18 protein-coding genes are annotated in these 22,082 nt (G+C 71.8%); 5 read left to right on the top strand and 13 right to left on the bottom strand.

The window, feature by feature from the left end:
• Positions 1-20: 20 nt before the first annotated feature.
• Positions 21-1,292 carry an acyltransferase family protein gene (locus BKA00_RS19495; protein WP_185026988.1) on the bottom strand — a complete coding sequence of 424 codons (1,272 nt, stop codon included), beginning with the start codon at positions 1,290-1,292 and terminating at the stop codon, positions 21-23.
• 131 nt (positions 1,293-1,423) lie between these two features.
• Between BKA00_RS19495 and BKA00_RS19490 the strand changes: the two genes are divergently transcribed.
• The gene (locus tag BKA00_RS19490; RefSeq protein ID WP_185026987.1) at positions 1,424-1,951 is read left to right on the top strand and encodes a VOC family protein; all 528 of its coding nucleotides are present in this window, start codon (positions 1,424-1,426) and stop codon (positions 1,949-1,951) included.
• A 360-nt stretch (positions 1,952-2,311) separates the two neighbouring features.
• On the opposite strand, the gene BKA00_RS19485 is transcribed toward BKA00_RS19490, so the two are convergent.
• The 4 genes from BKA00_RS19485 to BKA00_RS19470 form a co-directional block, all read right to left on the bottom strand.
• Positions 2,312-4,873 (bottom strand): glycosyl hydrolase family 18 protein, encoded by a 2,562-nt coding sequence (locus BKA00_RS19485; RefSeq protein WP_185026986.1) that lies wholly within the window; start codon positions 4,871-4,873, stop codon positions 2,312-2,314.
• A 118-nt stretch (positions 4,874-4,991) separates the two neighbouring features.
• Positions 4,992-6,755 (bottom strand): chitinase, encoded by a 1,764-nt coding sequence (locus BKA00_RS19480; RefSeq protein WP_185026985.1) that lies wholly within the window; start codon positions 6,753-6,755, stop codon positions 4,992-4,994.
• A gap of 10 nt (positions 6,756-6,765) precedes the next feature.
• A complete protein-coding gene (locus BKA00_RS19475) occupies positions 6,766-8,334 on the bottom strand; it encodes a chitinase (protein WP_185026984.1) in 1,569 nt (522 codons plus the stop codon).
• Positions 8,335-8,504: 170 nt separating this feature from the next.
• Entirely contained in the window at positions 8,505-8,681 is a 177-nt protein-coding gene (locus tag BKA00_RS19470; protein WP_185026983.1) for a hypothetical protein, read from the bottom strand.
• Between the two features lie 77 nt (positions 8,682-8,758).
• Between BKA00_RS19470 and BKA00_RS19465 the strand changes: the two genes are divergently transcribed.
• Positions 8,759-9,163, top strand: coding sequence for a Fur family transcriptional regulator (locus BKA00_RS19465; protein WP_244994324.1), 405 nt, complete (start codon positions 8,759-8,761; stop codon positions 9,161-9,163).
• A gap of 30 nt (positions 9,164-9,193) precedes the next feature.
• Entirely contained in the window at positions 9,194-11,410 is a 2,217-nt protein-coding gene (gene katG / locus BKA00_RS19460; RefSeq protein WP_185026981.1) for a catalase/peroxidase HPI, read from the top strand.
• An 87-nt stretch (positions 11,411-11,497) separates the two neighbouring features.
• Here the strand turns inward: katG and BKA00_RS19455 are convergent, their stop codons facing one another.
• Complete coding sequence (locus BKA00_RS19455) at positions 11,498-11,932, bottom strand: Fur family transcriptional regulator (RefSeq protein ID WP_185026980.1); 435 nt, start codon at positions 11,930-11,932, stop codon at positions 11,498-11,500.
• A gap of 128 nt (positions 11,933-12,060) precedes the next feature.
• Positions 12,061-13,629, bottom strand: coding sequence for a cellulose binding domain-containing protein (locus BKA00_RS19450; protein WP_230298566.1), 1,569 nt, complete (start codon positions 13,627-13,629; stop codon positions 12,061-12,063).
• A gap of 314 nt (positions 13,630-13,943) precedes the next feature.
• Here BKA00_RS19450 and BKA00_RS19445 point away from each other — a divergent pair, with 314 nt between their 5' ends.
• The gene (locus BKA00_RS19445; RefSeq protein WP_185026979.1) at positions 13,944-14,669 is read left to right on the top strand and encodes a hypothetical protein; all 726 of its coding nucleotides are present in this window, start codon (positions 13,944-13,946) and stop codon (positions 14,667-14,669) included.
• A gap of 58 nt (positions 14,670-14,727) precedes the next feature.
• Here the strand turns inward: BKA00_RS19445 and BKA00_RS19440 are convergent, their stop codons facing one another.
• The 3 genes from BKA00_RS19440 to BKA00_RS19430 all read right to left on the bottom strand — a co-directional run bounded on the left by BKA00_RS19440 (position 14,728) and on the right by BKA00_RS19430 (position 17,685).
• Complete coding sequence (locus BKA00_RS19440; RefSeq protein WP_185026978.1) at positions 14,728-15,264, bottom strand: isochorismatase family protein; 537 nt, start codon at positions 15,262-15,264, stop codon at positions 14,728-14,730.
• A gap of 150 nt (positions 15,265-15,414) precedes the next feature.
• Positions 15,415-15,945 carry a hypothetical protein gene (locus BKA00_RS19435; RefSeq protein ID WP_185026977.1) on the bottom strand — a complete coding sequence of 177 codons (531 nt, stop codon included), beginning with the start codon at positions 15,943-15,945 and terminating at the stop codon, positions 15,415-15,417.
• A 297-nt stretch (positions 15,946-16,242) separates the two neighbouring features.
• Positions 16,243-17,685, bottom strand: coding sequence for a purine-cytosine permease family protein (locus BKA00_RS19430; RefSeq protein WP_185026976.1), 1,443 nt, complete (start codon positions 17,683-17,685; stop codon positions 16,243-16,245).
• A gap of 105 nt (positions 17,686-17,790) precedes the next feature.
• Between BKA00_RS19430 and BKA00_RS19425 the strand changes: the two genes are divergently transcribed.
• Entirely contained in the window at positions 17,791-19,347 is a 1,557-nt protein-coding gene (locus tag BKA00_RS19425; protein WP_185026975.1) for a PucR family transcriptional regulator, read from the top strand.
• Positions 19,348-19,376: 29 nt separating this feature from the next.
• Here BKA00_RS19425 and BKA00_RS19420 read toward each other — a convergent pair whose 3' ends face one another.
• From BKA00_RS19420 to BKA00_RS19410, 3 genes are read right to left on the bottom strand one after another with little or no spacing between them, the layout of a single operon-like run.
• A complete protein-coding gene (locus tag BKA00_RS19420; protein WP_185026974.1) occupies positions 19,377-20,243 on the bottom strand; it encodes a polysaccharide deacetylase family protein in 867 nt (288 codons plus the stop codon).
• A gap of 34 nt (positions 20,244-20,277) precedes the next feature.
• Positions 20,278-21,408 (bottom strand): oxidoreductase, encoded by a 1,131-nt coding sequence (locus BKA00_RS19415; RefSeq protein ID WP_185026973.1) that lies wholly within the window; start codon positions 21,406-21,408, stop codon positions 20,278-20,280.
• A gap of 46 nt (positions 21,409-21,454) precedes the next feature.
• On the bottom strand, positions 21,455-22,081 hold the full coding sequence (locus tag BKA00_RS19410; protein ID WP_230298565.1) for a DUF1989 domain-containing protein: 627 nt from the start codon (positions 22,079-22,081) through the stop codon (positions 21,455-21,457).
• Between the last annotated feature and the right edge of the window lies 1 nt (position 22,082).

Below are 22,082 nucleotides of genomic sequence, written 5' to 3'. Positions count from 1 at the left end.
CACGTTATTAAGAAGGGCGGTCAGGAGGCGAGGGCGTGCTGTTCGCGCCGCGCGTCCGGAGCGCCCGAGCGGGCCAGGCGCCTTCCCAGCCGCTGCGCGGGCGCCTCGATCCAGCGCTGCGAGGCCCAGCTCGCCGCGATCAGGACGAGAAGGAAGAAGGCGAGGCCGACCTTGTCCTCGCGTCCGGAGGCGCCGAGGAACTGCGCGGCCGCCATCAGCAGCAGCGGGTGCAGCAGGTACACCGAGAAACTGATGGTGCCGAGGCCGGTCGCCCAGGCGGGGAAGCGCCGGTGCCGCAGCCGCCAGCCCGCCGCGAACGTCGCGGCCGCCGCCAGGACCGCGCCGCACCACACGAGCTGGGCGTTGCGGCCGTAGGGGGCCGCGTTCCACGTCCCGGCGGCGAGCGCGCCCGTCAGGACCGCCGCGCCCGTCGCCCCGGCCGCGCGCCGGGTGATCTGGCCGTGCTCGGCGCGGTGCACGGCGGTGCCCATGAACATGGCGGCCAGCATGAGCAGGCCCTCCCAGGCGCCGACGCGGCCGTTGACCGCGACCAGCGCGAGGGCGAGCAGCCCGCCGAGCAGCCCGCCCGCGACGCGCGGCGCGGGACGCCGGGACGACGCCGCCGGGATCGCCACCGCCAGGGCGGCCACCGTCACCGCGACCACCGGGCCCGTCCCCGCGGTGCGCGACAGCAGGGCGGCGGGGGCGTACGCGCCCGTCAGCAGGCCGCAGGCGGTCAGCGCGACCGCCGCCAGCGCGACGACGGTGAGGACGAGGGCGGCGGGCGCCGAGCGGCGGTGCCCGCCGACGACGAACAGCGCGACGACCATGAGGTAGAAGGCCATCTCGTAGGACAGCGTCCACAGCACGTTCATCGCGTTGGGGACGTTCAGGACGTCCTGCAGCATCGTCATGTGCGCCAGGATCGCGGTCGCGGGGGAGAACTGCTCAAGCCCCGCGCGGAGCCCGAGAACGCCCAGCAGGAACGGCAGGACGGCGAGGAGGCACGTCACCGCCAGCAGGGGGTAGATGCGGAAGAACCGGCCGACCCAGAACCCGCGCACGCTGCCGCGGCGCTCCAGCGAGGCGGGCACGATGTACCCGCTCACCAGGAAGAACACCAGAACGCCGAACAGGCCGGGATCGAACCAGTCGGCGAGGCGCACCCGCAGCTCGGGCAGGTACACGTAGCTCGCGTGGTGCAGCGCCACCGCCAGGGCCGCGGCCCCCCGCAGCGCATCGAGCCACCCAAGCCTGGACGATGCGGAGGAAACACCCAAAGCGGGAAGCATTCCGACAGACTAGTAGCTCTCACCCCATTCCCACCATCGAGCGCAGGTCTTCCCTGAAGCGCATATCTGCCGTGAAATGGATTCGACAGTTTTCTCGCTCGCCGCGCGAAATGCGGCGGATCGGAGGGGAAATGCCGGGAATCACGCATCGCTCGACCAGGGAACCCGCGATCAGGTCGCGTTTCCTTTCGCACGGCACGCTGAAGATCACTGATGTGGCGGCGACGCGGCGCTTCTATGAGGAGGTCCTCGGCCTGGAGGTCGTCCAGCCGATGACGGCGGTCCTCTACGCCCGGCTCGGCGGCGACCACACGTACGTGTGCGTGGAGTCCAGGCCGGACCGCCCCGACATGCCCCTGCTCTACCACAACGGAATCGACGTGGGCAGCGACGAGGAGGTGGACGAGGCGTACCGGCGGATCGCGGAGATCGGCGAGGAGTACGGGATCAGGGAGCTCAACAAGCCCGTCCGCCAGCACGGCGTCTACTCCTTCTACCTCAAGGACCTCGACGGCAACTGGTGGGAGATCGGCCACCTGCCGCCCGGCGGTTACCGGTTCCGGTTCACCGACGCGCGCAACGACCTCACCGGCCGCACCGGCCTCACCCCGCAGGAGGCCAAGGAGGTCTTCCTCAACCCGGTCATCGACGCCGGCTGACGGCGCCCCGCCCGGGCAACCCGGGGCCGCCCGAGGACGATGGGGGCATGACGACCGACCAGGGTAAGACGACGCTGCCGCTGAGCCCGGGTGCCGCTGGAGGAGATCCTCCACCTCGACCGCTGGTTGGCCTTATTGTCGCACCGCCAATAAGGCGTTAGAGTTCGGGGTGAGCCCCGGCGGCCCCGCGTGATCCCCGTCTACGCGCCAGACGCGCGCGGGACCGCCGGGGACGCCCGGATCCCCGGGACGGCCCCCGGGCATGGAACAGGGCCGGCGCCGCGAGCGGGGCAGCGACGCCGGCCCTGGGATCGGGGACGGGACAGGCTCAGGCCGTCATCTCAGGCCTGCTCTTCCGCCTCATTTCAGGCCGTCGTCGAGGGCCTTGGTCAGGACGCCCGGGTCGCCGGACATCTCCCAGATCATGGCGCCGAGCAGGTTCTTGCTCCGCAGCCAGGCGGTCTTCTTCTGGATCGACCAGGCGTCGTCGAACGTCCACCACTGGCCGTTGTCGCCGGTGTAGCAGGACGTCGCCACCGCCTGCTCGTCGTGGACGACCCGGCAGTCGGGAACGCTGGCGATCAGGTTGCTGTAGCCGCGCGTCCCGGCCTCCTCCTGGAACTGCCCGGGCGCCGCGCCCTTGGCGGCCTGCCATTCGCCGCTCTTGCCGCCGTCGGTCACGTTCTGCCAGCCGCGGCCGTAGTAGGCGAGGCCGAGCGTCAGCTTGCGCGGGTTCACCCCGGCGTCCAGGTAGGGCTTGACCGCGTTCTCGACGCTGAAGTGGAACGAGTACGGGTCGTCGGTGTCGGCGTAGAGGTTCCCCTGGTGGCCCGTCCGGTTCGGCTCCCAGGAGTTGTCGCTGCCCGCGCCGTGGAAGTCGTAGCCCTGGACGTTGAAGATGTCCATGGACTTGGCGACCTCCGCCAGCTCCCAGCCCGCGTCGATCTTCGCTGGGTCGGCGGGGGTGAACGCCGACAGCAGGTACCGCTTGCCGGTCGACTTGGTCAGCTCGTCGAGCTGGCGGCGGAACTCGGCGATGAGCAGCGTGTTGTTGTGCTTGTCGTCCGGGCTGACGTGGTTGCCCGCGTGACCCTCGGCGCCCGGCCACTCCCAGTCGAGGTCGATGCCGTCGAAGATCCCGGCGGCCGTGCCCGGACCGCCCGCGCCGTTGTAGTCGGGCAGGTTGCCCTTGACGTAGGTGTCGATGCAGGACGCGGCGAACTTCTTGCGGGACGCGTCGGTCTTGGCGACGTCGGAGAAGTACTTGGAGTACGTCCAGCCGCCGATCGAGATCAGCACCTTCAGCTTCGGGTACTTGGCCTTGAGCTTCTTCAGCTGGTTGTAGTTGCCGCGCAGCTTCTCCCAGCCCGTGTCGGCCACGCCGTCCACCGACTGGGCGGCGCTGAACGGGCGCCCGTAGTCGGCCTCGGCGTCGCCCGCGCCGTCGCCCTGGCTCGGGTCCTGCGGGTCGGACGTGGTGCCCTTGGTGACGCCCTGGAGGCACGTCAGGTTGACCGGGTCGACGTTCGCGAAGGCGTAGTTGATGTGGGTGAGGCGGGCGGCGTTGCCGGTGGTGTCGAGGTTCTTCACGAAGTACTGGCGGCCGTAGATGCCCCACTGGACGAAGTAGCCGACGCGCGCGTAGCCGTCGCCGACCACGTCGTCGGTCTTCACCTTCAGCGCCGCGGTCGCCGCCGACAGGTTGTCGTACAGGTCGCGCGCCCTGACGGTGAACGCGTACTCGGTGGACGGCGAAAGGCCCGCCACCGTGGCGCTCGTGCCGGCCACGGTCGTGGCGACCTTCCCGTCCACCAGCACGTCGTAGTTGGCGACACCGGTGTTGTCGGTGGAGGCCGTCCAAGCGAGCTTCACGCTGGCGGAGTCCTTGCCGGTGCTCTGCAGCCCCGTCGGGACGGACGGCGCCTGCGTGTCGGCGGCCGGGTCGTTGGTCTTGACGGTGACGGGCGCGCTGGCGGTGGAGAGGTTCCCCTTCCGGTCGCGGGCCTTCACCGTGAAGGTGTACTCGGTGTTCGGGGTGAGGCCGGTGACCGTGGCGTTCGTCTCGGGCACGGTGGTCGCGAGCGCCGACCCGTTGTAGACCTCGTACGCGGTGACCGGCAGGCTGCCCGCCTTCGCCGCGTCCCAGGCCAGGGAGACGGTCCTGGTCGTCTTGACCGTGGACTTCAGGCCGCCCGGCGCGCTCGGCGGCACGTCCGCGGCGCCGTCGCAGTTGACGTCGTTGACGCGGCAGCTCGTCGGCTCGGCGCCGGACCTGCTGACGGTGAACGTCGGGCTGTAGGGCTCGGTCGTCCGCCCGGCCCCGATCGTCGAGTTGTAGTAGACGGGGGTGAGGGTGACCGTGGTGCCGCTCTGGCTGACCGTCCCGTTGTCGGCGCTGCTCGCGGTCACGCCCGCCGGAAGGTCGAACACGACGGACCAGTTGCTGATCGACGCGCTGGTGTGGTTCGCGACGACGAACCTGGCCTGGGTGCCGCTGACCGTGTACTCCGCGGTGACGCCCGCGGGCGCGGGCGGCGGTTCACCCGTCCCGTCGCACTTCGCGCCGTTCAGCGTGCAGCTCGTCGGCTGGGCGGCGGAGCTGAGCGTGAACGCCGGGCTGTAGGGCTCGGTGCTCCCGCCCGCCTTGACGGTGTTGATGTAGAACGCCGGGGTCAGCGTCACCTTCGTGCCGTTCTGCGACAGCGAGGCGTTCTGCGGGCTGCTCGCCGTCACTCCGGCGGGCAGCTCGAAGACGAGCTTCCAGCCGCTGACGTCGGCGGTCCCGGGGTTGCTGACCACGTACTTGCCGGTCGTGCCGGACAGGCTGAAGACCGCCGTCAGCCGGTCGGCCGCCTGCGCGGGCGCGGCGGCCAGCGCCGCCACGACCACGAAGGCCGCAAGGAATCCGATTAATCTGCGCATGCCGAACACCTACTTCTGGGGGTGGTTCTTCGGGGTCGGGGAACCGAGGAGCGTCAGCATCTGGTCGATCTCGGCCGAGCGGGAGCCGTCGACGCGCCGCGCGAGCCCGGGAGGCCGGTCAGGGGAGGCCGTTCAGGAAGGGCTCGTGGCCGTTCATGAACTCCCAGCCGTAGTAGCGGTCCCAGTTGATCGACCACGTCATCAGGCCGCGCAGGTCGGGCGACGTCCCGCCGCGGAGCGTGTAGGAGCCGCAGCCCTGCCCCGTGACCAGGCAGGTCACGGCCTGCTGCACCTGGGCGGGCGGCGTGTGCCCGTTGCCCGCGCTGACCGCGGCGGGCAGGCCGATCGCGATCTGGTCGGGGCGCAGCCCGGGGAACGTCCGTCCGGTGTTCGCGACCGGGAACCCGGCCTTCACCATGTCGGTCATCGCGATGTGGAAGTCGGCGCCGCCCATGGTGTGGTACTGGCCGTCCAGGCCCATCACCGGACCGGAGTTGTAGTCCTGGACGTGCAGGACGGTCAGGTCGTCCCGCATCGCGTCGATCACCGGCAGGTACGCGCCCGTCCGGTTGTCGCCGCCGCCCGCGCCGCCGTAGAACTGGTGGCCGACCTGCACGAAGAACGTCTCGGGCGCCATCGTCAGGACGAACTTCGCTCCGTACATCGCCTTCAGCGACTTCAGCGCCGAGATCAGGTTGACGATGACCGGGGTGGTCGGGTTGCGGAAGTCGGTGTCGCCCGCGTTCAGGTAGAGCGAGTGGCCCTCGAAGTCGACGTCCAGGCCGTCCAGCCCGTACCTGTCGATGATGGCCGAGACCGACCGGACGAACGCGTCCCGCGCGGCCGCCGTCGTCAGCTGCACCTGGCCGTTCTGGCCGCCGATCGAGATCAGCACCTTCGTGCCCCGAGCCTGCTTCGCGCGGATCGCGGCGATGAACTCCTCGTCGCTCTCCACGTTCGCGCACTCGCCCGCCGGGCAGCGGGTGAACCGGATGTCGCCCGAGGTGGGCGACGTCGGCTCGCCGAACGCGAGGTCGATGATGTCCCACGCGTCCGGGACGTCCGCCATCCGCACGTAGCCGGAGCCGTTGGCGAAGCTCGCGTGCAGGTAGCCGACGAGCGCGTGCTTGGGAAGGCCGGTGTCGGTGCAGCCGCCGGTCCGCGCGCTGACGGGCCCGGACTTCGCCGACTCGCCGACGTCGTTGTAGGCGGCGACCGTGAAGGTGTGCGAGCTGCACGCGGCCAGGCCCGAGACGGTGGCGGCCGTCCCGGTGACCGTGGCCCTGACCGTGGCGCCCTCGTACACGCGGTACCCGGTGACCGTCCCCGACGACGCCCCCCACCGCAGGGCGATCGAGCTGTCGGTGACCGCGCCGGCCTTCGGGGCCTCGGGCGCGCCCGGCACCCCCGGCTGCGGCGTGCCGCCGGGGCCGTCGAGGGCGGCGTCGTCGGCGTAGTACGCGCCGTTGCCGTACCAGCCGTGCAGGTAGATCTGCGCGGACGTCTGGTCGGCGCCGGTCGTGAACGTCACCGAGAGCTTGGTGAAGTCGGCGGCGGACGGCGTCCAGGCGGACGTCCCGCCCGTCACGCCGAGGTAGACGTAGCTGCCGCGCACCCAGGCCGACAGCGTGTACGCGGTGTTCGCCTTCACGTTCACGGTCTGCGTGCACTGGCCGGTGCTCCCGGCCGACACGCCGCCCGCGAGCGCGTGGCCGCCCGTCCGCGCCGGGCTGGTCACGACCGACCCGCCGTCGCACGTCCAGGGGCTGAGCGAGCCGCTCTCGAACCCGGCGTTGGCCAGGATGTTGTCCGCGTGGGCGGGGGCCGTGACCCCGGCCAGAAGCCCGGCGACCATGGCCGCGACGACCCAGATCCTCTTCATGGCAGGCTCCCTACGGCAGGGTGTCCAGGTGCGGGCCGACGGTCCCGGCGAAGCCGCCGCCGTTGGTGATGTCCCAGTTGACGGACCACGTCATCGCGCCGCGGATGTCGGGGTAGGTGCGCGACGGCTTGAACGTGCCGCAGCCGGTTCCTTTGGCGAGGCAGTCCAGCGCGTTGTTCACGGCCGAGGGCGCCACGACGCCGCCGCCCGCCGCGCCCGGCCCGGCGGGGAGCCCGAGCGACACCTGGTCGGGGCGCAGTCCGTTCTCCAGCTGGATGCAGGCCAGCGCGGTCATGAAGTCGACCGTCCCCTGCCCGTACACCTTCTGGTCGCAGCCGAGCATCGCGCCCGAGTTGTAGTACTGCATGTGGACGACGGTGAGGATGTCCTTGATCTTCAGCGCGAGCTGGAAGTACGACGCGCCGGTCGACTGCATGTCGAGCGTCTGCGGCGCCATCGTGATGATCAGGTCGGCCCCGGCCTTGGCGCGCAGTGCCCGCAGTGCCTGCTCCATGGAGGTCGGGTTGAGGCCGTTCTCCAGGTCGATGTCGACGCCGTCGAACCCGTACCGGGTCATCAGCCCGGACACCGAGTCGGCGAAGAGTTGCGCGGACGCGCCGTCCGCGACCCGGATGGCGCCCTTCTCGCCGCCGACCGACAGGATGACCTTCTTGCCCTTGGCGTGCAGGCCGGCGATGTCGGCCTTGAACTGCGCGTCGGTGTAGCCGCCGAGGGCCGTGGACAGCTCGGGGTCGACGCGGAACGCGACCTCGCCCGACCGCCCGGTCGCCTCGCCGAAGGCCACGGCGACCAGGTCGTACTGGTCCGGCACCTGCGAGAGCTTGAGCTCCTGCGCCGGGTTGACGAAGTCGTGCCAGTAGCCGGTCAGGAAGTGCTTGGGCAGCGGGCCGGTCGCGCATCCGCTGGTCGTGCCGGTGACGGCCGCGCTGGCGGGCGACTCGCCCTTGGAGTCGTAGGCCTTGACCGTGTAGCCGTGCGTCGAGCACGTGGCGAGCCCGCCGATCGTGGCGGTGGTGCCGCCGACGGTCGCCTTCACGTCCGAGCCCTCGTAGACGCGGTACCCGGTGGGCGTCCCGCTTCCGGGCTGCCAGGACAGGGTGAGCGAGGTGTCGGTCCGTCCGGTGACGGTGGGCGTGCCGGGGGCGCCGAGCCCGCCCGGGGGGTCGGTCGGCCCGCCCGCGCAGGGCTGCCCGTTGAAGGTGCAGTTCTGCGGGCCCCCGGGACCGTTCCCGAGGAACCCGAACGTGACGGACCCTCCGGGCGGTACGGCGGCGTTGTACTCGCGGTTCTGGAACGTGTTCCGCTGGCCGTTCTTCGTCAGCAGCGTGTCCCAGTAGGAGCCGAGGGTCGTCCCGGACGGCAGGTCGAACTCGACCCGCCACCCGTTGATCGCGGCGTCGGTGCCGTTGGTGAGGGTGAAGCGTCCCTCCCAGCCCGAGCCCCAGTCGGAGGGCTTGGAGAAGGTCGCGGTGGCGGTGCCGGCGGCGTTCGCGCCGGGCGCGAGGGCGAGGACGAGGAGCAGGGCGGCGAGGACGCCGAGTGCAGGGCGGGGGCGCAAGGGCTCACTCCATCGCTTCGAAAGACTGGCGGATTCCCCCGAACCCCGAGATCGTTCACCTATTAGACAGGAAGGTTTCCTATCTATTTAGGGTCAAGGTAGCCAGCGTCCGGGGCCACGGCAAGACCCTCGCGCGGGTGCCGTGCGGGCGCCGCGCCGCCGTCCGGCGATCACCCCAGCTCGCGCACCGAACCAGCTCCGGCGATCTTCGAAATCGGCAGATCTCGCCGGAACCCGGCGGCGATCGACGGCGAACATCGCCAGGTGACCGGCCCGGCCGTCCGATCTAGGCTCGCGGGAACCCCCTGCTCGGCCGGGGCGGGTAAAGAGACGATCTTCCTGAACATGGTTCATTCAATATCTTGACTGATTCCAGAAAATGGGACAGTCTGGGGTCGTGGCCAGCTCCTTGGACTTCCACGCGATGCTGCGTGCGGCCGCCCTGAGCGTGACCCGCCCGCGGCTGGCGGTGCTGAGCGCCGTCCACGCGCACCCGCACACCGACACCGAGTCGGTCATCGGCGCCGTGCGCGGGGAGCTTCCGAAGGTCTCCCACCAGGCCGTCTACGACTCGCTGCGCGCACTGACGGCGGCGGGCCTGCTGCGGCGCATCCAGCCGTCCGGTTCCGTGGCCCGCTACGAGGCGCGGATCGGGGACAACCACCACCACGTCGTCTGCCGTTCGTGCGGGGCCATCGCCGACGTCGACTGCGTCGTGGGCGAGGCGCCCTGCCTGACGGCCTCCGACGACCGCGGCTACCTGATCGACGAGGCCGAGGTCGTCTACTGGGGCCTCTGCCCCGACTGCTCAACCGCCCACAGTTCCTGATTCACCCACGGTCGCCCTGGAAGGAATCACATGTCCGAGAAGAACGAAGCCGCCGCCGGTGGCGGTTGCCCGGTTGCGCACCAGCGCGCCTCCCACCCGACCCAGGGCGGCGGCAACGCCCGCTGGTGGCCGGAACGGCTCAACCTGAAGCTGCTCGCGAAGAACCCGCCCGTCACCAACCCGCTGGGCGAGGACTTCAACTACGCCGAGGCGTTCGGCAGCCTCGACCTGCCCGCGGTGAAGCAGGACATCGCGCACGTGCTCACCGACTCACAGGACTGGTGGCCCGCCGACTTCGGCAACTACGGGCCGCTGATCATCCGTATGGCGTGGCACAGCGCGGGCACCTACCGCGTCAGCGACGGCCGCGGCGGCGCCGGCGCGGGCCAGCAGCGCTTCGCGCCCCTCAACAGCTGGCCGGACAACGCCAGCCTCGACAAGGCCCGCCGCGTGCTGTGGCCGGTCAAGAAGAAGTACGGCCGCAAGATCTCGTGGGCCGACCTGATGATCCTGGCCGGCAACGTCGCCCTGGAGACGATGGGCCTGAAGACCTTCGGCTTCGCCGGAGGCCGCCGGGACGCCTGGGAGGCCGAGGAGGACGTCTTCTGGGGCCCGGAGACCGCCTGGCTCGACGACGAGCGCTACAGCGGCGAGCGCGAGCTGGAGAAGCCCCTGGCCGCGGTGCAGATGGGCCTCATCTACGTCAACCCGGAGGGCCCGAACGGCAACCCGGACCCGATCGCCGCGGCGCGCGACATCCGCGAGACGTTCGGCCGCATGGCGATGAACGACGAGGAGACCGTCGCGCTGATCGCCGGCGGCCACACCTTCGGCAAGACGCACGGCGCGGCGCCGGCCGACAGCATCGGCGTCGAGCCCGAGGCCGCCCCGCTGGAGGACATGGGCCTCGGCTGGAAGGGCACGCACGGCACCGGCAAGGGCCGCGACTCCTACACCAGCGGCCTTGAGGTCACCTGGACGCCCACGCCCACTAAATGGGACAACACCTTCTTCGAGGTCCTCTTCGGGTACGAGTGGGAGCTGACCAAGAGCCCCGCCGGGGCGCACCAGTGGCGGCCGAAGGACGGGGCGGGTGCCGACACCGTCCCCGACCCCGAGGACGGCACGCTGAACCGCCAGCCGATGATGCTGACGACCGACCTGTCGCTGCGCTTCGACCCGATCTATGAGCCGATCTCGCGGCGGTTCATGGAGAACCCGGACGAGTTCGCCGACGCGTTCGCCCGCGCCTGGTTCAAGCTGACCCACCGCGACATGGGGCCCGTCTCGCGCTACCTCGGTCCCGAGATCCCGTCCGAGACGCTGATCTGGCAGGACCCGGTCCCGGCGGTGGACCACGCGCTCGTCGACGCCGAGGACGTCGCCGCGCTCAAGCGCCGCCTGCTGGACTCCGGGCTGTCGGTCGCCCAGCTCGTCACCACCGCGTGGGCGTCGGCCGCCTCGTTCCGCGGCACCGACAAGCGCGGCGGCGCCAACGGCGCCCGCATCCGGCTGGAGCCGCAGCGCAGCTGGGAGGTCAACAACCCCGACGGGCTGCGGAGCGTGCTGCGCACCCTGGAGGAGGTCCAGGAGGCGTTCAACGCCGAGCAGACCGGCGGCAAGCGGATCTCCATCGCGGACCTGATCGTGCTCGGCGGGTGCGCCGGGGTCGAGCAGGCCGCCAAGGCCGCCGGGTACGACGTCGAGGTGCCCTTCACGCCGGGGCGCACCGACGCCTCCCAGGAGGAGACCGACGTCGAGTCGTTCGAGGTGATGGAGCCGACGCACGACGGGTTCCGCAACTTCCTCCAGAAGGGCAACGTCCTGCCGGGCGAGTTCCTCCTGATCGACCGGGCGAACCTGCTCACGCTGAGCGCGCCGGAGATGACGGTCCTCGTCGGCGGCCTGCGGGTCATCGGGGCGAACTACGACGGGTCGTCCCTCGGCGTCCTCACCGACAACCCTGGTGCGCTGACCACCGACTTCTTCGTGAACCTGCTCGACATGGGCACGGTGTGGAAGGGGACGGGCGAGGACCCGATGACCTCCGAGGCCTTCGAGGGGCGCGACGCCTCGGGGGCGCTCAGGTGGACCGGGAGCCGGGCCGACCTCGTGTTCGGCGCGAACTCCGAGCTGCGCGCCGTCTCGGAGGTCTACGCGAGCGACGACGCGGGCGAGAAGTTCGTCCACGACTTCGTCGCCGCGTGGGACAAGGTGATGAACCTCGACCGGTACGACCTCACCTGATCGGGAACGTCCGGGACGTCCGGGCCGGTCGCCTCGGCGGCCGGCCCGGACGCCGTCACGGGGTGTGCGCGCCGGTCTCCGCCCCGGTCAGCCGGCGTCCGGCCGGCACGCCGGGCACAGGCCCCAGAAGGTGACGTCGGCCTCGTCGACGAGGTAGCCGGCGTCGTCCACCGGGTGCAGGCAGGGCGGGTGTCCCACGGCGCAGTCGACGTCCTTGATCGCGCCGCAGTTCCGGCACACCAGGTGGTGGTGGTTGTCGCCGACGCGCCCCTCGAACCGGGCCGGGCTCCCGGCCGGCTCGATCCGGCGGACGAGCCCCGCCGCGGTGAGCGCGTGGAGCGCCTCGTACACCGCCTGGAGGGAGATGTGGCCCACGCGGTCGCGCACGCCCGAGGCGAGCGCCTCGACGCCGAGGTGGTCGCCGGCCCGGACGGTGTCCAGCAGGGCCACGCGGGCGGCCGTCACCCGCAGGCCGGCGCCGCGCAGTTCCTCGGCGGTGGACGGGGTCTGGGACGCGGTCATGGCGCCGAACCCTCCCTCGTAAACGCGAATCGTTTAAGACAACAAATGAGGCAAGTCTAGCCGGGCGCGCCGGACGCGGGCGCGGCCCGCGTCCCCCGAGCCGGGGACGCGGGCCGCCGGCGGGCCGGTCAGAAACCGGCCGTGATCTTGGTGAACTCCCAGGGCTGCTGGTCGGTGCCGCTGCAGTTCTCGGCGACGCCGCCGCCCGGGCAGGGCCGGTCCCGGTTGACCGACCAGAACGCCAGCCTGGCCAGGTTCTTGGACTTCGCCCAGTCGCGGATCTTCGTCCACGTCGCGGTCGAGGTGAGCTCCTGCTGGTCGGACAGGCCGTTCATGCCGGAGATCCCCATGTGCGTGTAGGCGGTGGCGTCCGACCACCCGAACGCCGACTTCAGCGCGGTCTTCAGGCCCTCGGACGCGTTGACGGTGCTGCCGTACATGTCCGCGCCGCCGCCGAAGTCGAACGGCATGATCGTGAACACGTCCACGTCCGCCTGCAGCGCCGCGGCCTGGTCGATGAGCCGCTTGCCCCAGTAGTTCGGCCCGGTGGTGGTCGTGCCGAACGTCAGGATCGTCTGCAGGCCCGGGTCGTTCCGCTTGAGGATCTTCAGGGCGCCGAGGACGCGGTCCTGGACGGCCGCGTTCTCGAACTCGTCGCTGTTCTCGATGTCGATGTCGATGGCCTTGAGCCCGTAGGCGTCGATCACTTTCTGGTACGCGCCGGCCAGCGCCTCGGGCGTGGAGCAGTGGGGGCCGAGCTTGTTGCCCGACCAGCCGCCGACGGAGGGCAGCACGTCACCGCCGGCGGCGCGGATCTGCGAGATCGCCTGCTCGTCCACGCCGCCCTTGAGCGGGCGCTGCCCGTCCCAGCCGGGGTTGCAGCCGCCGCTGGACAGGATGAACGCCATCGTGAACCACTTGATACCGGTGGCGCTCATGACGGTGGACGGGCTCGGCGGGTCGCCCCAGCCCATGTACAGGTAGGGCGCGGCGCGGCGGCTCGCGGGCGGCGGCTCCGTGCAGCCGGTCGTGGTGGCCGCCACCGGGGCGCTCGCCGCCGACTCCCCGGCGGTGTTGTACGCCTTCACCGTGTAGGTGTGGTCGGAGCAGGCGGTCAGTCCGCCGACGGTGGCGCCGGTCCCGGTCGCGGTGGCCTTCACCGCCGTGCCCTCGTAGACGCGGTAGCCGGTGACCGTGCCGGTCGAGGCGGCCCACGACAGCGTCAGCGAGGTGTCGGTCCTCGCGGTCACGGTCGGCGCCCCGGGAGCGGAGGGCGTGCCGGGCGGAGGCGTGTCGCCGCCCGTGCAGGAGGCGCCGTTGATCGTGCAGTTCTGCGGCGCCCCGGACCCGTTGACGATGAATCCGAACGTGACGCTGGCACCGGCGGCGACGCTCCCGTTGTACTCGCGGTTGGCGAACACGGCGTGCTGCCCCGACTTGGTGAGCAGCGCGTCCCAGTACGTCCCGACCGACGAGCCGGACGGCAGGTCGAACTCCACCTTCCAGCCGGTGACGGCGGAGGCGGTGTCGTTCTTGATCGTGTACCTGCCCTCGTACCCCGAGCCCCAGTCGGAGGCCTTGGCGAAGGTCGCCGTCACCGAGGCGGCGGCGCCGGCCTGGACGGGGACGAGCAGGGCGAGCAGGAGGGAGCAGAGGGCGGTGAGCAGGAAACCGGGGAGAAGCCTTCTTCTTCGCAATGTCACTCCCGGGCAGGAGAGGTGGACGAGCGGGAATCCCCCGAACCCCGAGTCGGTCGCGCGACGATCTGATAGGAAACTTTCCTATAAAACTCGAATGCACCGTAACCACCCGCCCGCCGCCCCGCAAGACCCTGGCGCGCGCCGATTGCGGCCCGCCCGGACGCACGTCCGACCACTCCTGCTCCCGCACCGAACCACCCGTCGGAGCCCGGAAAGTCCGTCCGGCCGGGTCCCCTGCGAATCCGGTCGTGAGCGGCCTGGGGCGCTGGCATGATCGTCGCATCTCGAGACCAGACAGGACGGTACGTTCGTTGCCCCCCAGAATCGTTTCCGGCGCCGTCGCGCTTGCCGTCGCCGCCGGCGTGCTCGCCGGCGGCATGACCGCGGCCGAAGCCGAGTCACTCCAGTTCCGCATCGAGGTGCCGAAGCACCTCTCCGTTGGCAAGGGGGACTACAACGCGTCCTGCGCCATGGACGTGTGGGTGTGGGGCACCCAGGGCCCCGCGGTCGCCTATTCCAGGGCCTACCTGATCGATCCCGACGGGCGGATTCCCGCGGGCCGGGTCTACAAGCGCGTCCTGGCCAAGGACCAGGTCGGCTGGTCCGTCGGTTGCCCCGGCCATGTGGAGAACCTCGGGAAATGGCGCGTCCGGGTCGTCGCCTACAACGCCAGCGGCAAGGCCCTGGGCAGCCGTGAGAACTACTGGTACGAGAAGTTCGACACGACGATCCAGAGCTACAACGCCGCGCCCGAGCCCGTGCGCAAGGGCAGCCCGATCGCCGTGTCCGGCCGCCTGAAGCGGCTCAACGACTTCGCCACCGGATACACGGTGTACCCGGGCAAGACGATCCGCGTCTACTTCCGTCCCAAGGGCTCCGCGTCCTGGGCGTACATGGGGTCGGCGAAGACCGCCGGCGACGGCCGATTCAAGAAGGCGTTCACGGCCACGGGGGACGGCTACTGGCGCGCCTACTTCCCCGGGACGAGCAACTTCGACCGCCAGAAGTCCTTGGACGACTTCGTCGACGTGCGCTGACCCGGTTCGCAAGTGAGAGCGCCCCGCCCGTACGGCGGGGCGTTTCGCTCTCCGCTCCTCAGAAGCAGCGGTCGGCGGTGACGATCTCGGCGCGCATGTTCGACTCCATCATGCGCAGCGCGGCGTCGCCGAGCCCGGCGTCGATGTGCGCCACCGCGTCCCGGACCACCCTGAGCTGGAAGTGCCGGACGTAGGCGTCCAGCGCGCTGTAGAGGACGCACTGCTCGGTCACCTGGCCGGTGAGGACGACCCGCTCCACCTTCTCGCGGGACAGCAGGTACTCCAGCGCGGTGCCGTAGAAGGCGCTGTGCCGGACCTTGGACAGGAACCCGCAGCCGGGCTCCGGGAGGACGGGCTCGACGAGGTCCGGGCGCCGGCCGTTCAGCGCGCGGTCGGTGAGGTCCTTCCGGTCTGCCGAGAAGTCGCCGTAGTTGTCGTTGACATAGAGGACGCGCACGTCGTCGCGGCCTCTGGCGTCGTCCAGCAGGCGCCGCAGCGGGTCGACCATCTTCTGGACGCTGTCGGCCAGCGCGTCCGCGTCCTCGTGGTCGTAAGGGTTCAGCATGTCGATGACGATCAGTGCGCTCGTGCTCACACGCATGCCCTGCCCTGCCACGACCGCCGCAACCGCTGGGATGTCACGGACTCGGGCGCACGGCCGTCTTGAAGGTCTGGCGGGACCCCGCCGGCTGGTCCCGGCGGCGGTTCGGGGGTGTCGCCGCCGGGGCCGGTGGGCGTCGGCTGGTCAGGGGCGCGCGCGTTCGGTGTGGAGGTGGTCCGCCTTGCCTTCGGGCTCCGATGGGCGGGCCCAGGGGGAGCGTTGGGCGGGGCGGCGGTGATGGGTTCTGGCTCGCCTCGGGGGGCGCTGCGTCAGGTACTCCGTGGTGTCCTCGGCGTCCCGGGGCAGGCGCGGCGCGGTGCCGCGGTCGGCCAGCCGCGCCGAGGTGATCGTTAGTTCGTAGTGGGCCCACACCATGGCGGCGTTCTCCAGGCGGCGGGCCGTCGCCTGCACGAGGTAGACGTCGGAGAGGGCGGTGACGATTAACAGGACGGGCGTGCCGCGGTCCAGGTCGGCCGCCGTGGGGCCGGACGGCCAGACCGCCACGCGCAGGCGCCGGTCGTCGAGGACGCGGAGTTCGCCCCAGTCCGGCACGCAGACCTGGGGCCGGCCGCCGGGGGCGCTAGTGATCATGACGACGGGGTGCTGGCGGGAGGGGGCCGTGCTGATCGCTTGGACGGCGGCTGGAAGCACCTCGGGGGAGAACGCCATCGGCATGTCCGCCTTACGTCGAAGGTCCGGCCGGCCCGGCGGGCGACCCGGGCCGGTCCCTGCTCGAAGAGGTCCTTCTCGGTCATTCGATCATACGTTCGATTTTAGTGCCGGGCGAGCGATTTTTCCACGAGCGAGGGCGCCTGGATCATTCCCGCTCCCGGGGGGCCGCCATGCGCCGATCTGTCGCGCAGGAGACATGGTTGACCCGTTGGGGATGCGTTGTTCCGGGGCGTCCGCACACGGCGAGCCGCCGACGCTATGGCGTCGGCGGCTCGCCGTGGAGGGGGGTGGACGCTCCCGTCAGGAGACCGTCTCGGCCGGGGCGGCCCCGGGGGCCTTCCGGTGGGCCCGGCGTGCCAGGACGTAGTGCAGCCCGCCCGCGACCAGGGCGCCGGAGAGCCACGAGAAGTCGGTGTGCCCCAGCGTCCGCGCGATCGGGCCCTGAAGGGCGGGCACCGTGCCGAACTGCCACGCCCATGCCGCCACCAGTCCGAGCGCCAGGCTGACCAGGGCCCGGACGTTCGCGCCGCCGTCCCGGTAGAGGGTGGCCACGTCGATCCGGCCGCGCCGCAGGACGAAGAAGTCCACCAGGACGATCGCCGCCCACGGGCTGATCCACACCAGGATGGACGCCATCCAGTGGTCGAACGCCTGGGCGAAGCTGTCGGCGTGCACGAACACCACCAGCACCAGGGACGCGACCGTTCCGGCCACCAGGGTCACCTTCCATCGGGCTGTCCGGATGCCGACCGACAGTGCGGCGAGCGAGCACGAGTAGAGGTTCAGGATGTTGGTCGCCACGGGCCCGTGCATGATCAGCAGTAGGACCGGCACGGCCATGACCCCGAAGGCGCCGGTCACCAGGCTGGAGGGGTCGCCGCCGTCGCCCGCGCTGGCCAGGCAGGCGCCGAGCGCCGCCAGCCACACGGTGGGGACGTACATTCCGAGCGCGGTGGACCAGAACACCGACCGGTCCGAGGCCTCGGTGCGGACGAAGCGGCTGTAGTCGGCGGAGTAGGGCAGCCAGCTGATGCCCCAGCCGATGCCGATGGCGGTGAGCAGCTGGGTCACGGCGGTGAACTTGTCGCCCGCGGTGGTGGCGGTGGCGGTCGTCCAGTGGAGGTCGGCCTGCCCGATGGCCAGCCCGGTCATGACCACCATGACCAGCACCGTGACCGGGACGGTGTACTTCTCGAACGTGCGGATCGCGTAGAAGCCGTAGAGGGCCAGGAGGAGCTGGGCCGCCATGATGAGCCCGGCCACCAGGTAGCGCAGCCCGGTGCCGCCGTGGACCCCCGCCTGGGCGAGGATCTCGATCACCAGGTCCAGCACCACCCAGGTGTTGACGCCGACCCAGCCCATGGTCAGCAGCCCCTGCACCAGGCCGGGGACGAGGGCGCCGCGCCGGCCGAACGGCCCGCGGCCGAGGACCATCTGGTTGACGCCGGTGCGGTGCCCGATCACGTTGAACAGCCCGAAGACCGCGCAGCCCACCAGGTTGCCGAGGGTGATGACCACCAGGGTCTCCACCAGGCTCAGGCCGAGCGTGACGCCCAGCGCCCCGAGCACCCAGTTGATCGGCGCGATGTTGGCCCCGCACCAGATCCAGAACTGCTGCCACGGCGTGGAGTCGCGGGCGGAGGCCGGGATGGGGTCGATGCCGTGTTCATCGAAGCGGACCGGTTCTTCCAAGCGAACCGGTTCGGCGGCCGAGCTTCTGTATGCGGATTCGTTGCTGGACATGGGTTCCTCCGTCCGTGACGTACAGCACACCAAAGCACCGCGCCGTCCCGTCCTGAAGTAGAGAAACCTCTATCGCCCGTCCGGCTTGATGGATAGATTCACAGGGTGTTCACGCTGGCATCGCTGCTGGAAGACGAGTCGCTGGGCCTCAGGGTCCTGGTTCCGGGCCCTCCGGGGGCCCTGGAGGAGCCGGTCGCCTGGGTCCACAACACCGAGCTGCCGGACCCCTCCGGCTACGTGCGGCGGCGCGAGCTGGTGCTGACCAACGGCCTGTGGGACGACCGGATCGAGGCCGCCGGGTTCGTCGCCAACGTCCGGCGGGCCCGCGCGGCCGGCATCGTGTTCGGTCTGCGTCCGGAGCGCCCCGCCACGCCGGAGGACCTGGCCGCCGCCTGCCGCGCCGCGGGCGTGCCCCTGCTGGAGATCGCGGCGGACGTCCCGTTCACCGCGATCTCCGAGGCGGTCGCCACCCGCTACGCCGAGGAGCGCCAGGGCGCGCTGGTCGGCATGGTGCGCCGGGGGGACGCGCTGGCGACGGCGATCTCGCGGGGCGCGGGCGCGTCCGGCGTCCTGCGGGTGCTGCGCCGCGACCACGAGCTGCCGCTCGCGGTCATCGACCGGATGGGCCGCCTGCTGGCCTCGGCGGGGACGGAGCTGGACGCCGCCCAGCTCCACACGGTCGCCACGGGGCTGACCCGCCGCCCGCCGCCGCTGGAACTCGACCTCGGCGCCGCCGGACGGGCCGCGCTGTACCTGGTCGGCGCGGTCGGCGACGTCGACGCGGCGCTGATCTGCCTGCGCCCGGTGAGCGAACTGACGCGCCTGGAGCAGGACGCGCTGGACCAGGCGGCGCGCTTCCTCAGCCTGGAGGTCGCCAAGCAGCAGGCCGTCCAGGCGATCGAGCTGCGGTTCGCCAGCGAGCTGCTGGAGATGGTGCTGTCGGGCGGCAGCCGCGACGCCGAGGTCCCCGGCCGGCTGCGCGCGTTCGGCGTCGACCCCGAGGGGCCGCTGTCGGTGTGGACGACGGCGTTCGCGGGCCCGGAGGCGACCCTGCCCGGACTCGCGGAGGTCGTCGGCGAGTTCTTCGCCGCCGCCGGCGTCCCGGTCGTCGTGGCGGCCGGGTCGCAGGACGTGGTGGCGGTCCTGTCGTGGCGGCACGGGGAGCGGGAGGCGGCGCCCCTCGCCGAGCGCCTCGCCTCCACCGTGGGGGAGCGGTTCCCCGGCCGCCGCGCCGTCGTGGGCCTCGGCGGGACGGCCCGGGGGCCGGCGGGGCTGCGCGAACCGCTCATCAGGTCGCGCGAGGTCTGCCGCACCCTGCGGCGGGGCGGCGCCGGGCCCGCCGTCCGGACCTTCGCCGAACTCGGCCCCCACCGGCTCCTGCTCGGGACGCAGAACGCCGCCGCCCTGCGCACCCTGGCCGACGGGGTGCTCGCGCCGATACGCGAGCACGACGCCAGGCGGGGCGGCGAGCTGGAGACCACGCTGCGCGCGTTCCTGGACCACGACGGGCACTGGCAGGCCACCGCCGCCGCCCTCCGGGTGCACGTCAACACGCTGCGGAACCGGCTCGCCAAGATCGGTGAGCTGACCGGCCGCGACACCGCCCGCACCGCCGACCGCGTCGACCTCTTCCTGGCCCTGCGGGCCGCGGACATGGCCTGACCCTCGCCTGCCGGGGCGGGCGAGGGCGGTCAGTGCGGGTGGACGTCCGGGTCCACCCGCGGCGGGCGGTGGGGCCTCGGCCGGACGTCCGGATCGGCGAGCGCCGCCTCCGCCACGTCCCGGCAGCGGGCGAACGCCACGTCGCCGCACTCCCGCGCGTACTCGATGAAACGGCGCAGGGCCAGCGCCCGGCCCGGGCGCCCGGACAGGAACGGGTGCACGCACAGGTTGAACAGGCACCGGTAGTGCCGCATGCCGTCCAGCTCCGCGCGCCACAGCTCCAGCACCTTGCCCGGCGACTCGATGACCGCCCCGACGTGCGGCTCGGGCAGGTAGGCGTACTGCTCCCAGTCGTCCAGCGACCAGTGCACCGGCAGCTCGACGATCTCGCCCGCCGCCGTGGGCACCCGGTAGGGCCGGTCGTCGCCCATCAGCGACGAGTCGTAGCGCAGCCCGTGCTCGGCCACCAGCTCCGCCGTCGTCCAGGACGCCTCCCACAGTGCCGCCCGGTGCCCGGTGATCTCGATGCCCTGCGCGGAGAACACCTCCAGGGCGCGCTCGAAGTCCGCGCGCTCCTCCCGCGGGGACATCGACGTGGGCGGACGGTGGGAGTAGGAGTGGTGCGCCACCTCGTGCCCGCGCTCGACGACGGAGGCGGCCAGCCCCGGACGCCGCTCGGCCACCCAGCCCGGGACGAAGAACGTCGCCGGGACCTCCATGTCGTCGAGCAGGTCCAGGATCCGGGGCAGCCCCACGTCCGGCCCGTAGGTCTGGTGGGACATGGTGCTCGCGTGCGCGGCGTACCGGCCGCCCTGGGCGAGGACCGGCGTCTCGGCGTCCACGTCGAAGCCCAGGGCGACCACCGCGGCCGCCCCGCCGTGCCAGCTCGCGGCCATGTCCCCGCCCCTCTCCTCGCCCCCGGCCGCCGGCTCAGGCGTCCGCACCGGCAGCCAGCCGCCAGCGCCGGACGTTGTCCAGGGTGACCATCGGCGACAGCATCGCATGGTCGAAGGAGTCGAGCGCCCTGCCCTCGGCGAGGCGGCGCGGCAGGTCGGGGTTCACCAGCGCGGCCCTGGCCACCGAGACCAGGTCGGCGTGGCCGTCCGCCAGGACCTGCGCCGACAGTTCCGCGTGGTGCATCCCGCCGTTGGCGATCACCGGCAGCCCGCTCACCCGGCGCGCCAGGCCGGTGACGGTGAGCCCCCGGTCCAGCTGCGCGGAGTCGAGCCAGTTCCGGCCCTCGCTCGCGACGTGCAGGTAGCTCGCGCCCGCCTCGGTCAGCGCGGCGAAGATCACCTCCGCGTCGTGGGCGCCGCCGGGCCAGCGGTACCGGAAGTCGTTCACCTTGGTCTGCGACACCCGGACCCCGACGCTCCAGTCAGGCCCCACCTCCGCGCGGATCGCCGCGACGACCTCGGCGGCCAGGCGCACCCGGGCCGCGACCGGGCCGCCGTAGGAGTCCTCGCGCAGGTTGGTGTAGTCGGTGAGGAACTGGTCCAGCAGGTAGCCGTTGGCGGCGTGGACCTCCACTCCGTCGAACCCGGCGCGCTTGGCGTTCGCCGCCGAGGCGACGAAGCCGTCCACGGCCTGCCTGATGTCGTCCAGGCTCATCTCCTTGGGCGCCGCCCAGGGGCCGTGCCCGCCGTACTCGGGCATCTTGACGCCCTGCGGCACCACCGCCGACGGCCCGGCGGTGTCGTCGCGGTAGGGGTTCCCCTGCGACAGCGCGCCCGCGTGCATCAGCTGGGCCACGATGGAGCCTCCGGCCTCGTGCACATCGGCCGTGGCCTCGCGCCAGGCGGACACGTGGCGCTCCGACACCAGGCCCGGCTGGTTGAGGTACCCCTGGCTGTAGACGGTGTCGGTGTAGATCCCCTCGGTGATCACCAGGCCGAAGCCTCCGCGCGCGAACTCGGCGTAGTACTCGGCCATCTCGGGCGTCGGCGTGCCGTCCGGCGCGGCCGAGACCCGTGTCATCGGTGCCACCACCAGGCGGTTGGACGTGCGCAGCCCGCCGGCCTGTCCCGGCTCCAGGGCCGGATGCGTGATCGTGATGCTCATTTCCGTTCTCCCTCTCGTTGATGGACCGGGTCGGAACCGGTCCGTCTCACAGGACGTCCATCGCCATCGGGGTGGGGCCGTCGCCGTTGATCCCGGCCAGGTCCTGCGGACACGCCGAGAGGACCACCACGCAGTCCATGACCGCCTCGAAGGTGATCGCGTCCCCGGGCCGGCTCTCGGCGGACAGCCAGCGCAGCCGCCCGGACGCCTCCACCGGAATCCGCATGAACACGTTGACCGGCTGCGGCACGACGGCGGCCGACAGCCCCATCCCCGCCAGCGCCGATTCCAGGTTCCCCGCGCACGAGGCGTGCCCCGGCGCGCCGAGCCCCTCGTACCGGGCGGGGTCGCACGCCGCGATCAGCATGTCGTGCGATCCGGGGGAGGTGTCGCCCGCCAGCGTCAGGATCGGCCTGCGCCGATCCGTGACGAACGACTCACCCACCTGGGGGAAGAGCCGGCTCGTCGCGCTGCGGGTGTGCGCGGCGCTCAGATGCTCGCGCGGGTCGTCCGCGGCGAACGCGAACAGGTCGCCGACCTGGCCGCCCTCCACGTCCACCACGCGCACCCGCCGCCCGGCGCCCACCCGCACCGCCCGGCCTTCTCCGGCGGGCACCATCGTCCGTCCCATCGTCACCATGCCGGTCAGCACACCATGGGCTGGACCGTCCATG

Origin of the sequence: Actinomadura coerulea (genome assembly GCF_014208105.1) — a bacterium.
Lineage (GTDB): Bacteria > Actinomycetota > Actinomycetes > Streptosporangiales > Streptosporangiaceae > Spirillospora > Spirillospora coerulea.
Note: the sequence above shows the minus strand (reverse complement) of the source record. Positions and strands in the feature narration are given on the sequence as shown.